This window comes from Paraburkholderia oxyphila NBRC 105797 (genome assembly GCF_000685075.1).
Lineage (GTDB): Bacteria > Pseudomonadota > Gammaproteobacteria > Burkholderiales > Burkholderiaceae > Paraburkholderia > Paraburkholderia oxyphila.
Map to the genome: position 1 here is coordinate 94,074 of NZ_BAYD01000013.1, position 13,056 is coordinate 107,129.

Genomic DNA, 13,056 nt, shown 5'->3' on the forward strand with positions numbered 1-13,056 from the left:
TGTCTTCTTACATCAAGATGGCCGCTTGCCGCAAAACACCCGGCCGCCGCCTGTGAACGCAGAGTCAACTGGAGCCGCGATGAGCAACCATGCTGTGATTGACACGATACTGGCCGATGAAATTCTCGATTCGCGAGGCAACCCGACCGTCGAGGTCACCGTCACGCTCGGCAACGGGATCACGGCGAGTGCCGCGGTGCCTTCAGGGGCCTCGACGGGCGAATTTGAAGCCGTCGAACTGCGGGACGGGGATCCCAGGCGCTATGGTGGCAAGGGGGTGCTCTCCGCGGTCAGGCACGTGAACGAAGAGATCGCCTGGGCGCTGACGGGTATGAGAGTGGACGACCAGCGACTCATCGACGAGAAGCTGATTGAGGTGGATGGCTCCGAGACGAAAGCGGTGCTGGGTGCGAACGCGATCCTGGGCGCCTCGCTCGCCTGTGCGAAGGCTGGGGCGATCGAGAGTGGCTTGCCGTTGTTCCGCTACCTCGGCGGGACAAACGCGCACTTGCTGCCGGTCCCCATGTTCAACGTGCTCAATGGCGGCAAGCACGGGCATCAGGGCCCGGACGTCCAGGAGTTCAAGCTTGTCCCGCTTGGCGCGCCGACGTTTCGCGAGGCACTGCGCTACGGCGCGGAGACGTATCACGCACTCGGGGCCGTGCTTGCCGATGCCGGCGCGTCGACGAATGTGGGTGACGAAGGCGGCTACGTGCCGCAACTGCCTTCGAATGCAGAGGCGATGGAACTCATTTTGAGGGCGATAGAGCGTGCAGGATACCGGCCAGGGGAGGACATCGCGATCGGTATCGATCCGGCGGCGAGTTCGTTCTACGAGGACGGGCGCTATCACCTGACCCGGGATAACCGCGTGCTGACCTCAGCGGAGATGATCGCGTACTGGGCAGACTGGGTGAGCCGCTATCCGCTGGTGTCGCTCGAGGATCCGCTTGCGGACAATGACTGGGAAGGGTTCGCCGCGTTGACGCGCGAGCTGGGCAGCCGGGTGCAGATCGTGGGCGATGACCTGTTCGTGACGAACCGTAAATTCCTGCAACGAGGCATCGACGAGCACTGCTGCAACAGCATTCTGATCAAGCTCAACCAGATCGGCACGGTGACAGAAACGCTGGACACGGCACAGCTCGCATTCTCTGCTGGATACACCTGTCTGGTCTCCCACCGTTCAGGGGAAACGGAGGACACCAGTATTGCTGACCTCGCGGTTGCGCTGGGATGTGGTCAGATCAAGTCAGGCGCGCCCGCGCGCGGAGAGCGGGTGGCGAAGTACAACCGGTTGCTGGCCATCGAGAGATTGCTCGGCGACGACGGCCGTTTCGCCGGTCGCGCCGCGTTTCGTCTAGCCCATGGCCAGACCTGAAACGATAGCCGCGACCAGCAGGAGAATGAGGAGATGGCCACGTCCGCGTCGATCGCCCGCGTAACGGGAGAGGAAGTCCTCGATTCGCGGGGTAATCCAACCGTGCAGGTGACCGTCGTGCTCGACGACGGATCACTCGCAAGCGCAACGGTGCCGTCGGGTGCCTCGACGGGGGATGCCGAGGCCGTTGAGTTGCGTGATGGCGACCGGCTGCGGTATGGCGGCAAGGGCGTCCTGAAGGCGGTCAGACACGTCAACGAGTTGATTGGCCCCGCGCTCACGGGTCTGCTTGCCGATGACCAGTGGCGTGTCGATGCCGTGCTGATCGAACTCGACGGGACGGATTTCAAGAGCCGGCTCGGCGCCAATGCCACACTTGGGGCGTCCCTGGCGTGCGCACGGGTTGCCGCGCAAGCCTGTCGCCTCCCGCTCTACCGCTATCTCGGCGGCGATGCAGCGCATATTCTGCCCACGCCGATGCTCACCGTACTCGACGGCGGCATCCATGGCAACGGTGGCCCCGATCTGCAGGAATTCATGCTGGTGCCGCTTGGCGCGCCGACGTTTCGGGAGGCGCTCAGATATGGCGTGGAAGCCTGGCATGCACTGCGTGAGCTGCTGGTCGAGCGCGGTACCGCGACAAACTTGGGGGACGAGGGGGGCTTCGTGCCGGCGCTCTCGTCAAACGGGGCGGCGCTCGACCTGATGATGCAGGCAATCGAGCGTGCCGGATACCGGCCCGGTGAAGACATCTCGCTGGCCCTCGACTTTGCGGCGACCAGCCTGTGGCACGATGGCCGTTACCGGCTGGAGCGGGAAGGGCGCAACCTGTCAGCGCAGGAAATGGCCGGATTGTGTCACGAGTGGGGCGAGCGGTATCCGCTTGTTTCTGTCGAAGACCCACTGATGGACAGTGACTGGGATGGCTACGCGCAGCTCACGCGCGCGCTCGGCGACCGGATGCAGATCGCCGGTGACGACCTGTTCGTCAGCAACCGGTCTTTTCTTGTGAAGGGCATCGCGCAGCGATGCTGCAACTGCGTCGTCATCAAACCCAATCAGGTCGGAACCGTCACGGAAACCCTGAACACCGCGCGCATGGCACTCGCCGCGGGCTATTCGTGCATGGTGGCACACCACTCCGGTGAGACGGAGGACACCAGCATTGCGGATCTGGCCGTCGCACTGAACTGTGGCCAGATCAAGGCGGGGGCGCCAGCGAGAGGTGAGCGCGTTGCCAAGTACAACCGCCTGTTGACGATCGAGGGCAGTCTCGGCGAAGGCGCGCACTATGCCGGGCGCTCGGCATTTCAGCGCACACGTTGACCGGCGGTGCGCCGTTTCTTGGGACTACGGAGAAGGGCGTGGACGGCATACCGAGGCTACTCCATGATCGGGATCTTTTCGAGGCGCTACTGCAGCACGTGAGGGCACTCGACGATGCGACCCGCGAAGGGGCTGTCTTTGGCTACCCGGTGGTTCTCATCGGCCATCGCGTCGTTTGCTGTGTGTACGGGAGTGGTATAGGAATCAGGCTGCCGGCAGACGATGCACAGCGCCTGATCGACTGTGGAGGCGCCGTTTATTTTCAGCCGTATGGACGGTCGGTCATGCGTGAATGGGTGGAGATGCGCGTTGCCCGCGACCGGCTGCATGAAATCACACCCGTGCTGAGCGAAGCGATTCGCTTTGTGAGGGGTCTCGAAGGCAGTGCCTGACGAGGTCTGGCGTCCGTGGGTCCGTGGTCGCACGTTTCGCCGCGCCGCAACATGCGTCGGGCCTGTCGTCATGCACTAGAATGGCTTGAGGGGCCGCCGGCCCTGGAGCAGTCATCCTCGTGACGGCATTCTGGTGTCGTTTGACGGAGGCAGACATGAACGGCTACCAGCTGACTTTCTATACCGAACAGAATCGGCGCCACGGTCATCATACGGTCACCGAATGGTTGCTGCATGAGGCGAAGCAACTCGGCATTCATGGCGCCACGGTCATCAATTGCGCCGAAGGAACGGGGCATGCGGGCGCGCATCATGCCGCGCATGTGCTTATGCTCGCCGATCAACCGGTCCAGATTATCCTGGCGGTTACGGAAGAGGAGGCTGACCGGATGCTCGACGCGGTGAAAGCCGGGCATGTGCACGTTTTCTATACCCGTTCGCCCGTGGAGTTTGGCGTGCTCGGCGACGATGGCCACGAGGGGCGCGAAAGCGCCGGTAAGCATTTTTCGCTCTTTCACCGGCGGGCGCACTAGCAGAAGTCTGCGGGCTTGCATGTACCGGGGTGTCTCCTATACTCGATACTGTTGTTTGCGGAGATGGCATCCTCCCTTAACCGCCGCGTCCTCCTCCGCGCTGCTAATGATGCCTGCCAGTCCCCGGTAGCCGGGGCCGGCAGGCATGTTTGGCCGGCTCGCATTCACGAGCATCCCGGGCATATCAATGCCAGAAAAAAGCGAAGAACATGGGATGCACCGACGAGTTTTCATGGCGAATTCCCTGTTGCGTTGACCTTTGCAACCCCCTGCGTACCAGGCATCCGTTGCCGGCGTATGGGCGTGGCCTGCTGCAGGTCGGCGTATATGCCCCTGGCGGCGTCGGAGCGCGGCCATGAGTGCGCGCGACGTCCTGCTGCAGATCGCCCAGGTGGTCACCGTGCTCGCGCTGTCACCGCTGCTGCAGGGGATGATCCTGCAATGGGAGGAACGCATCCAGCGCGGACGCGGGCCGGGGATATTCCAGCCCTACCGCGATTTGCGCAAACTCTTCCTCAAGCAGATTGTTGTGCCCGACACGGCGTCGTGGATCTTCTGGTGCGCACCGATCGTGGCGTTTACCTGCATGATGACGGTGCCCATCCTGATTCCGGTCCTCACCGATTTCCCGCTGCCCCTTTCCGATATGGGTGACATTCTCGGCGGCGGGCTCATTCTCACCCTGGGTTCCTTTGCAATCGTCCTGGCGGGCCTCGACTCGGGGAGTGCCTATGGCGGCATCGGATCGAGCCGTTCAGTGATGCTCGGCATCCTGGCCGAGCCGACGTTGATCCTCGTGCTCGTAGGCATCACGTTGCTCGCAAAGTCGATGCTGCCGTTCGTGGTCAATCACCTGCTGGTCCAGCAGCCCTCGGTGTACTGGAGTCCGGCGCATCTCTTTCTCGTTTTCGCTTTCTTCGTGCTCCTGCTTGTCGAAACAGACCGTCTGCCCATCCATTCGAGCACGCATATCGAGGTGTACATGATCGAGGAGGCACGCATCCTCGAATACTCGGGCCCCCTCCTTGCACTGCTGAAGTGGGCATCGATGATGAAGCAGTTCATCCTGTTCACGATCTTCTGCAACGTACTCACCTTGCCCTGGGGACTTTCGCAGCACGGTACGGCGATCGGGGCGCTCGGCGCCGCAGCGGGCTTGTTCGCCCGGATGCTCGTCGTGGTGCTGGCGATCGTCCTCGTTGAGACGGCGCAGTCACGCCTGCGTTTTTTCCGCTACCAGGAGCCGCTCGCAGCATCGTTCATGCTCGCGGTGCTGGCGATTGCTGCAAACCAGCTACGGTGATCCGATGCTCCTTGCCCACCTGAGTCCTCTGGCGGCCTCCCTGTTCAGCCTTCTGGCGATCGGCAGTCTGTTGCTCGCGTTCGTCATGCTCGGGTCCCGCTGGCTCAAGGATTACCTGCTGGCCTTTACGGCGGAATCGTGGCTGATCGCAATTCTCTCGGGCACGGTCGGCTACTACGGCAACTACCACGAGCTCTATCTCGTCGCCGTGCTCACCGCGCTCTTTCGTGGGCTTGTCCTGCCGTACCTGATCTGGCGGATCATTGCGCGCCTGTCTGTGGAGCGGGAAGTGCACCTCACCCTGCAACCGAGTTCGTGCCTTGTGCTCGGCGCGCTGCTGGTGCTCTTCGCCTTCGTCGTGTCGAATCATCTGGGCGACGCACTGGGTCTGGGTGGCACCGTCGTCGTGCTTGCGCTGACGGTCATGCTGTCGATGAAGCTCATTGGCTTTCTGATGCTTGCCGTGCGACAGGAAGCGATCAGCCAGGTGCTGGGCCTGCTCGTTCTTGAAAACGGCATTTTTCTCGGTTCGCAGATTCTGGTCCCCGGTATGCCGCTCCTGATCGAACTGGTTCTGTTGTTCGATCTGCTCGTCATCGTGGTGAGCTTTGGTGTGCTCGTTCGTTATCTTGTTGCCCACGTGGGTAGCACGAGTAGCCGTGAGCTCCGGCGCCTGGTGGGGTGATCATGATCGAAGCGTGGCTCGTTATAGTTGTGGTCGCACCCATACTGTCCGCCGCGATTGCCGGAGCGAGCCAGCATGGGCGCGTCGCCGAATATGCCAATCTCGCGGCGGCCGTCGTGTGCCTCATCGCCTCCCTGTGGCTGGTGATCCATGTCGACGGCACCCGGACCTTTATCAACGGTTACGTGCTGTTCGATGCGCTCGGTGCCTGGACGCTCGTGTGTACGTGCGTGGTCTACTGCCTGGCCTCGATCTACGCCGTCGGCTATATGCGTCTGCTTCGCGAGGAAGAGGCACGCCTCCCCGGCTTTTACGCGCTGTTTGCGCTGTTCGCCGCGACAATGATCTGCGGGCCGCTGATGAACAATATCGGCGTCTACTGGATCGCGATCGAGCTGACGACCCTGGTGAGCACATTCCTGGTCGGTTTCGAGCGGGGGCAGGAAGCGATCGAGGCGGCCTGGAAATACATCATCGTCGTGTCGGCTGGCATCAGCCTGGCGCTGCTGGGCACGGTGCTCTTTTACTGGTCGGGCAGTCTCGTCCTCGGTCCCACCTACGATATGACCTGGGACACCCTGCGTCACGCCGCGCCCCGCATGAGTCCCGCGCTCACGCAGATGGCCTTTCTGCTCGTGCTGGTCGGATATGGGACCAAGGCCGGGTTGGCGCCCATGCACACCTGGTTACCTGACGCCCATAGCGAAGGGCCAGCGCCTGTCTCGGCCATGCTCTCCGGGGCGCTTTTGAACACGGCGATGCTCGGCGTCGCACGCTTCCTGACGATTACGGATGCGGCGAGCGGATCCATGCTCCCGCGGACCGTGCTCGTCGCGTTCGGTGCTTTTTCGCTGTTCGTCGCCGCGTTGTTCATTGTGCGGCAGCAGGGGATCAAGCGGCTCATGGCGTATTCGAGCGTCGAGCACATGGGGGTGCTGGCACTCGGATTCGGGTTCGGCGGCCCGCTCGCCATCGCCGCGGTGCTGTATCACATGCTCAACCATTCATTGAACAAGTCGCTGATGTTCTTCGGCGCCGGCAATGTGATGCGGGCTTATGGAACCAAGGACATCGATTCGATCCGGGGCGTCTGGTCCCGCTTTCCGGTAACGGGCGCCTTGTGGATCGCGGGGGCAGTCGCGATCACGGGCGCGCCCCCCTTTGGTCTCTTCCTGAGCGAACTGGCGCTGATGCGCGCGGGGTTCGCCACGCCCAACGCCTGGGCCGTTATCGTGATGTTGCTGCTCCTGATCGTGATCTTTATCGGGTTCCTGAATCACTTTCGGACCATGTATTTTGGCACCCGGACGCCGGTTGCCGCTCCCGCGCCCGTCACCAATGATGTCGAGGTGAGCACCTGGATGACGGTACCGATGTGGATGGCACTGCTGCCCGTATTCGTGCTTGGCATTTGGTGGCCGCAGGAATTGTGGCGCTATTTCGAGGTCGTCGCAGCGAACCTGGGTGGAGGCGCGCGATGAAGAACTGTGAGTACGTCACGCTGCCGGTAGACGAGCTCGTGGCGCGTGCGCGGGCTCTGGTGGCTGCCGGCGGGCGATTTCAGGGCGTTTATGCGTGGTTCCCGCCTGCATCGGACGCAGAGCTACGCTACGTCGCCACCTTGCCCGGCCAGGAGAAGTTCCATGGCTGGCGCGTGCAGGTGAACGGGCGCCCGGCGCCAAGCCTGGCCGCGATCAGTCCACTGCTGGGCTGGCACGAGCGTGAAGTCATGGAAATGAGCGGCGTCGCGTTTTCGGGGCACCCGGAGCCCGAACGGTTGCTTACGGCATTTCTGCCGCACATCGACCGGGGCCCCCTCGAGCCTGCCACCGCACAAGGCGAGAGCATTGCGGCAAAGCTGCCCGCACCGTCCCTGCCGGCGGTATCGGGCAAGCATGTGCAACTGCTGCCCTTCGGGCCGGTGCGGGCCGACGTGCTGGAGTCCGCGCAGTTCATTTTCTACTATCTGGGCGAAGGGATCCTGCACTATCACCCGAACCTGTTTCTCAAACATCGGGGCATGGAAAAGCAGTTTGAGGGCATGGACGTCGGCTCGGCCACCTTGCTTGCGGAACGGGTGACGGGGATCGACAGCGTGGCGCACACGATCGCCTATGTCCAGGCCATCGAAGATGCTGCGGAGTGCGAAGTGCCACACCGGGCCCGGTGGATCCGGCTGATCGCGGCGGAACTCGAGCGCATCTACAACCACCTCCACTATCTGGGCCACCTGTGCCATACGACCACACTGAAGGTTGGCGAGGCACAGGGCAAACTGCTCGAGGAGCGGGCCAAGCAGATCAACGCTCGCGCCAGCGGTAGCCGTTTTCTGCGCAGCCTCGTGTGGCCAGGTGGCGTGAGGCATGACCTGGATCTCCGGACAGTCAATGAAGGACTGAAGGCATTGAAGCCGCAGATCGATCAGTACATCGGGCTGATCGAAAGAACCACCAGTCACCTGGATCGCCTGATCTCCACGGCGCCATTGAGCCAGCAGCTCGCATTCGACCAGGGTGCGACCGGGCCCATTGAGCGCGCCTCAGGCGTGGATCGCGACTTGCGGCGGGACCATCCGTACGCGGCGTATCGTACGCTGCAGCCCGAGGTTGCGGTGGCACAGGAGGGCGATGCTGCCGCGCGGATGCGGGTTCGCATCGCCGAGTTGCGCGCCAGTATTGCGCTCGTCGACAGGGCCATTGTCGAGGGCCCGCCAGAGGGCCCGTTATCTGCCGCATGCGTACCCCCGAAGGGCGCAGAGGGACTGGGATGGTCGGAATCCCCGCGCGGTACGGTCCTGTATGCCGTGCATCTCGACGCGCAGGGGCGGCTGCTGCGCGTGAAAATCAAGTCTCCGTCGTTCGCGAACTGGCGTGTTTTTCCGTCGACCGTGCACGACAGCAACATGATGGACTACGCCATCAACGAGGCCAGTTTTGGCCTGACGATTTCGGGCTGCGCCCGCTAGCCGGTACAGGCATTTCGAGGAACGTGCACCATGTCACTCTGGACCTGGTTTGGACTCAAGGAAGGCAGTGCGAGCACGGACTGGCCGTTAAAGGGTGACGAGGACGGGCAGCAGGGCGTGCTGGGCATGCCACGCTACGACCCGTCGAAATGCCGGCCGCACTGCGACGCGTGCGTCCTGGCCTGCGTGACGCACGCCATCAGCCTCAAGCCAGCGGAGCACACGACAACGACGCCGGAAGTCGACTGGGGACGCTGCATCGTGTGCCAGCGCTGCACGGAAGTTTGCCCGACGGGAGCCTTTACGGAATCGGCGGACTGGGCACTTGGCGTCAGCGAGCGGCTCGACCTCAAATGGGACGAGGCAATGAGCGAACGGATCCCCCGCGAGGTCGTGGAGCGCGGGCGTCGCGCCTTCGGCCGCAGTCTGCATATCCGGCACGTGGACGCGGGGTCGTGCAACGGCTGCGAGTCCGAGCTTCAGGCGTTGAACAATCCGTTCTACAACCTGCACCGGCTGGGCATTTTCTTTACACCGTCCCCCCGTTTTGCAGACGTGTTACTGGTCACGGGACCGGTCACGAAAGCGATGCACGGGCCCCTTCTCGAGACATGGGAAGCGATGCCGCAGCCCCGTTGGGTCATCGCGACGGGTACTTGCGCGGTTTCGGGGGGCGTCTCAGGCGGAAATTACGCTTCGTGCACCGGACTTGACGGTGTCGTGCCTGTCGATATCTATCTTCCCGGTTGTCCGCCCAATCCGGCAGCGTTGATTCACGCGCTATTGATGATCGTTGGGCGAGCACAACAGCGAATGAGGGGAGGCCGGATTGAACGCTAACCCGTTGCTTGGCCTGGCGGTCGCGGTGTGGGTGCTGGCCGCCATCCTGTCTCCGGTGCGGGTCATGCACCGCGTGGCGCGTGCACTGCTTGGCGCGGGCTGCCTGCTCGGCATGCTCGCGTGCATTGTCGCCTTGCCGCTGGGCACGCCGCCCGTAGCGCTGGGTATCTCGCTGGCGTCTCATCCCGTCTCATTCGCAGTCGAACCGTCGGGTTTATGGCTGCTGGGCTTCGGTCTTGTCCCGGCGATCTTCGCCTGCTGGCTGGGCTCTCCGCTCGCGGGTCGCTCAGGGCGCTGGTATTCAGGCGCGGCATTCAGCCTGCTCGGCGCACTCGGCGTGGTGGGCCTGCAGGACGGCACTTCGCTGCTGGTGGCGTGGGAGGTCATGAGCCTCGGCGGCGCACTGATGCTTGCGGGAGAACGAGCAGAGGAGAACGAAGCGAAGCCGATCTTGCTGATGCTCGCGCTACTGGAGGTGGGAGCAGTCGCGCTGGTCTTTGCGATCATCGTGCTCGACCATGCAGCCGGTGGCATCGGGTTTGGCAGTTTCGCCGGCGGCGCGACGACATCCACCGATGTGGTGTCCTGGTTTGCGGGCATTGCGCTGCTGGTCGGGTTCGGTGCGAAGCTCGGCTTGCTGCCCTTCTATGAATGGTTTCCACGGGCCTATTCAAGCGGCAGTGGCGCAACGGGTGCGCTGTTCTCGGGTGTCGTGCTCAATGCCGCGTACTTTGCCTTGAGCCGTGGCTGGAACATCTGGCTCAATGTGGCCGTTCATCCTGATACGGCGATCGGCCTGGGCGTGATCGCCATCGCAGCGGGCGTCATCAGTGCGATCCTGGCGGTGCTCTTTGCGTTCCAGCAGGATGACTGGCGCGCGTTGCTGAGCTACTCGTCGGCGGAGAACGCTTCGATTGCCATCGTCATGCTTGGCGTCACGCAGCTTTTTCGTGCCGACCATCTCCCGGATCTGGCCGGGCTCGCGTGGACGGTGGCGCTACTTCATCTTGCGGGTCACGCGCTGGCCAAGGGCGCGCTTTTCCTGACCGCGGACGGCGTTTTCCTTGCATCAGGCAATTACGACATCGTCCAGCACGGATGGCTCAAGCGTAGCGGTTTTCTCCTCGGGCTCGGTGCCGTGTTTTCGGTGATGAGTCTCGCGTCGATTCCGCCGCAGGCCGGCTTCGTCAGTGAATGGTATGTGTTCCAGTCCGTGTTTCAGGGCTTCCACCTTTCGTCGTTTGTCGGACGGCTGGTGCTGGTGCTCGCCGGCGCCGGGCTCGCGCTGGCCGCGGCCGTCGCGCTGGCCACCTTCGTCAAGCTGTTCGGGCTGGGCTTGCTGGGATTGCCGGATGTCGACGTCACGCCGCTGGTGCCCCGGACAAACGCCATCTCGGTCGGCATTCTGGGCCTTTGCGTGCTTGCGGTGGCAGTCGGCGCACCCCTCTGGCTGAACGCGCTCGCAGCGGACGCCCAGGCGCTGTTCAACGCCAACAGCCCACAGGCGATGGTCGCCGGGTGGCTGCTGGTTCCCCTGACTGACAAGTTCGCCTTCATCTCGCCGTCGAAGCTCATCATCGTGATGCCGCTGCTCGCCATTGTGCCTGTCGCACTGCTATGGCTGACGAGGCGCCGCGCAGTCAGGCGTGTTCCAGTGTGGTTTGGTGGCATGACGACGAACCCGCGCGACGCCATGACCACCGCACTGACGTTCTCGAATGCGATGCGTACGTTCTATAGCTTCGTGTACCAGCCCACCATCAGTACGACGCGCGAGCATGAGCAGCGCGAGTACTTCATAAAGCGCCTGGTGTTTGCCGCAGGCGTGACGGATCTGTTCGAACGGCACCTGTTCGACCCTGCGGTACGGATTGTGAACCGATGCGCGGAGACGCTGCGCGCCCTGCAGTCGGGCGACCTGAATTTTTATCTCGCATTGATAGGAGGATTGCTGATCGCGATCCTGTTCCTCACGCTCCTGTAGTGTCGTCCTCCCCAGGCCCCGCCGCAGAGCCTCAAAGGGCGGGCTCGCCAGTCTGCTCTCGCGGCTCTCTAACCGTGCGCAATCGGCGCGCGGCAGGGCGGTTTGTGCGTCCTTTCTGCGACACCCGGGTTGCAGGAGGGCACATCGTCCCTTACAATCGCCGGGCTTTCGGAGATGGCATGCCTCCCTTAACCGCCGCGTCCTTTTAGCGGCTGATGATGCCTACGAGTTCCTGGGTGAAGGAGGTCGTAGGTCGTCCGTGCGGTGCCCCCGTCGCCCAGGTTTGATGACGTTTCAAACCTGGAAAACATGAAAAACCTGAAGTCTCTCGAGCAGGTCGCGATGCTGCCGTACATGGCGCGCTGGCTGCTCCTGTCCTGCATACTCGGTGCACTTGCCGGCACCGCATCCGCCGTCTTCCTCTACGCGCTTGATCGCGCAACCGATATCCGCCTCGACAATCCCTGGCTGCTATGGCTTTTGCCGTTGGCGGGCTTCGCCATGGGCTGGGTCTATCATCGTGTGGGCAAATCGGTCGAAGGGGGTAACAACCTGCTGATCGACGAAATCCACGATCCGCAAAAGATCGTTCCCAAGCGCATGGCTCCGCTCGTGCTGATCGCGACGGTGGTCACTCACCTGTTTGGCGGATCCGCGGGCCGTGAAGGCACGGCTGTCCAGATGGGCGGGGCACTCGCCGATCAGGTGACGGCCCTCTTTGGGCTCGATCGCGAGGAACGCCGGATTCTCCTGATGGGCGGCATCGCGGCGGGCTTCTCCTCCGTATTCGGCACGCCGCTGGCCGGCGCGATCTTTGGACTCGAGGTGCTGGCCATCGGCCGCCTGCGTTACGACGCACTGCTTGCCTGTATCGCGTCGTCGCTCGTGGCCGATCAGGTGTGCCGTGCCTGGGGCATCCATCACACCGTATACAGCATTCCGGTCATTCCCTCCGTGACGGCGCTGGGCGTGGGCTCGGTCATCGTGGCGGGGATTGCCTTTGGCGCGGTGGGCATGCTGTTCGCAGACTCGACGCACGCCTTGTCCGCATTCATCAAGCGCAAGATCGCCTACGCCCCGGCGAGACCGCTCGTGGGTGGCGCAGTCGTTGCGGTGGCGGGCGTCGTCCTGAACGTCCCGCAGTATCTGGGGCTGGGAATTCCCACGATTGTTCAGGCGTTCAACGGACCGCTGCCGGTCTACGACTTCGCCGGCAAGTTCGCCTTTACGGCTGTCACACTCGCGTCCGGCTTCAAGGGTGGCGAGGTGACGCCGCTCTTCTACATCGGCGCGACGCTTGGTAATGCGCTGGGTCATGTGCTCGCGTTGCCGATTCCGGTGCTTGCGGGTCTGGGCTTCGTTGCCGTGTTCGCCGGTGCTGCAAACACGCCGATCGCATCAACCATCATGGCCATCGAGTTGTTCGGCTCGGACATTGCGGTCTACGCGGCGCTCGCCTGTGTCGTGGCCTATCTCTTTTCCGGGCATACGGGCATCTATCGCGCCCAGCGCGTCGGCCACGCAAAACACCCGCTGCTGCCTGCGGGAATGCGTCTTTCTGATATTCCAGCGCTTCGGCGCGCGCGTCGTGCAGCCGCCGCAGCGGCTTCGCCGAGCCAGTCGTGACCCCCATACCAGTTTCCAGAA

The 13,056-nt window shown here is 63.1% G+C and carries 11 protein-coding genes and 2 riboswitches; all 11 genes read left to right on the forward strand.

Going from position 1 to position 13,056, the window contains the following annotated elements; genetic code table 11:
• Positions 1-79 precede the first annotated feature (79 nt).
• The 11 genes from eno (BO1_RS11800) to BO1_RS11850 all read left to right on the forward strand — a co-directional run bounded on the left by eno (BO1_RS11800) (position 80) and on the right by BO1_RS11850 (position 13,035).
• On the forward strand, positions 80-1,381 hold the full coding sequence (eno, locus tag BO1_RS11800) for a phosphopyruvate hydratase (RefSeq protein ID WP_028217736.1): 1,302 nt from the start codon (positions 80-82) through the stop codon (positions 1,379-1,381).
• 33 nt (positions 1,382-1,414) lie between these two features.
• The gene (gene eno, locus BO1_RS11805; RefSeq protein ID WP_043284563.1) at positions 1,415-2,707 is read left to right on the forward strand and encodes a phosphopyruvate hydratase; all 1,293 of its coding nucleotides are present in this window, start codon (positions 1,415-1,417) and stop codon (positions 2,705-2,707) included.
• Between the two features lie 38 nt (positions 2,708-2,745).
• A complete protein-coding gene (locus tag BO1_RS50665; RefSeq protein ID WP_043284565.1) occupies positions 2,746-3,099 on the forward strand; it encodes a hypothetical protein in 354 nt (117 codons plus the stop codon).
• Positions 3,100-3,254: 155 nt separating this feature from the next.
• Entirely contained in the window at positions 3,255-3,632 is a 378-nt protein-coding gene (locus BO1_RS11815) for a DUF190 domain-containing protein (protein WP_028217738.1), read from the forward strand.
• A 50-nt stretch (positions 3,633-3,682) separates the two neighbouring features.
• Positions 3,683-3,755: riboswitch (Fluoride riboswitch) on the forward strand.
• A gap of 232 nt (positions 3,756-3,987) precedes the next feature.
• Entirely contained in the window at positions 3,988-4,935 is a 948-nt protein-coding gene (locus tag BO1_RS11820; protein WP_028217739.1) for a respiratory chain complex I subunit 1 family protein, read from the forward strand.
• Positions 4,913-5,620, forward strand: coding sequence for a hydrogenase (locus tag BO1_RS11825; RefSeq protein ID WP_245643774.1), 708 nt, complete (start codon positions 4,913-4,915; stop codon positions 5,618-5,620). Before BO1_RS11820 ends, BO1_RS11825 begins: the two co-directional genes overlap by 23 nt.
• A 2-nt stretch (positions 5,621-5,622) precedes the next feature.
• Complete coding sequence (locus BO1_RS11830) at positions 5,623-7,101, forward strand: hydrogenase 4 subunit F (RefSeq protein ID WP_043284567.1); 1,479 nt, start codon at positions 5,623-5,625, stop codon at positions 7,099-7,101.
• Positions 7,098-8,585, forward strand: coding sequence for a hydrogenase large subunit (locus tag BO1_RS11835; protein WP_028217742.1), 1,488 nt, complete (start codon positions 7,098-7,100; stop codon positions 8,583-8,585). Before BO1_RS11830 ends, BO1_RS11835 begins: the two co-directional genes overlap by 4 nt.
• 30 nt (positions 8,586-8,615) lie before the next feature.
• Positions 8,616-9,425, forward strand: coding sequence for an NADH-quinone oxidoreductase subunit NuoB (nuoB, locus tag BO1_RS11840; RefSeq protein ID WP_028217743.1), 810 nt, complete (start codon positions 8,616-8,618; stop codon positions 9,423-9,425).
• Entirely contained in the window at positions 9,415-11,409 is a 1,995-nt protein-coding gene (locus tag BO1_RS11845) for a proton-conducting transporter transmembrane domain-containing protein (RefSeq protein ID WP_043284569.1), read from the forward strand. The genes nuoB and BO1_RS11845 overlap by 11 nt, the downstream gene beginning before the upstream one ends.
• Positions 11,410-11,570: 161 nt before the next feature.
• Positions 11,571-11,641: riboswitch (Fluoride riboswitch) on the forward strand.
• A gap of 77 nt (positions 11,642-11,718) precedes the next feature.
• Entirely contained in the window at positions 11,719-13,035 is a 1,317-nt protein-coding gene (locus BO1_RS11850) for a voltage-gated chloride channel family protein (RefSeq protein WP_028217745.1), read from the forward strand.
• The last annotated feature ends 21 nt before the right edge of the window (positions 13,036-13,056 follow it).

Bases quoted from the DNA above. Each gene is read 5' to 3' on its own strand.
- BO1_RS11815 (WP_028217738.1), top strand. From the start codon at position 3,255: ATGAACGGCTACCAGCTGACTTTCTATACCGAACAGAATCGGCGCCAC.
- nuoB (WP_028217743.1), top strand. From the start codon at position 8,616: ATGTCACTCTGGACCTGGTTTGGACTCAAGGAAGGCAGTGCGAGCACG.
- eno (WP_028217736.1), top strand. From the start codon at position 80: ATGAGCAACCATGCTGTGATTGACACGATACTGGCCGATGAAATTCTC.
- BO1_RS11835 (WP_028217742.1), top strand. From the start codon at position 7,098: ATGAAGAACTGTGAGTACGTCACGCTGCCGGTAGACGAGCTCGTGGCG.
- BO1_RS11850 (WP_028217745.1), top strand. From the start codon at position 11,719: ATGAAAAACCTGAAGTCTCTCGAGCAGGTCGCGATGCTGCCGTACATG.
- BO1_RS11820 (WP_028217739.1), top strand. From the start codon at position 3,988: ATGAGTGCGCGCGACGTCCTGCTGCAGATCGCCCAGGTGGTCACCGTG.
- BO1_RS11830 (WP_043284567.1), top strand. From the start codon at position 5,623: ATGATCGAAGCGTGGCTCGTTATAGTTGTGGTCGCACCCATACTGTCC.
- eno (WP_043284563.1), top strand. From the start codon at position 1,415: ATGGCCACGTCCGCGTCGATCGCCCGCGTAACGGGAGAGGAAGTCCTC.